General features: G+C 67.8%; 1 protein-coding gene. It reads right to left on the minus strand.

Features of this window, described 5'->3' with window-relative positions; translation table 11 throughout:
* A partial coding sequence (locus tag B7L92_RS42935) for a 3-hydroxyacyl-CoA dehydrogenase family protein (protein WP_255311235.1) occupies nucleotides 1–289 on the minus strand: 289 nt, incomplete at both ends.

Below are 289 nucleotides of genomic sequence, written 5' to 3' on the forward strand. Positions count from 1 at the left end.
AGGCGTCTTGCGGATCTGCCGCACCAGGTCGAAGGCCCGGGCCAGCGCCTCCTCCCCCGTCTTCTCGCCCTTGACGATCTCCACCGGCGGCATCTTGTCGACCGGCGAGAAGAAGTGCAGGCCGATGAAGTCCTGCGGCCGCTCCACGCCCTTGGCGAGGACGGTGATGGGCAGGGTGGAGGTGTTCGAGCACAGCAGCGCGTCCGGGGCGACAACCTCCTGGATCTCCTGGAACACGCCGTGCTTGACGCCCGTGTCCTCGAAGACGGCCTCGATGACCGCGTCGCAG

Source organism: Streptomyces viridosporus (assembly GCF_002078235.1).
Classification (GTDB): domain Bacteria; phylum Actinomycetota; class Actinomycetes; order Streptomycetales; family Streptomycetaceae; genus Streptomyces; species Streptomyces viridosporus.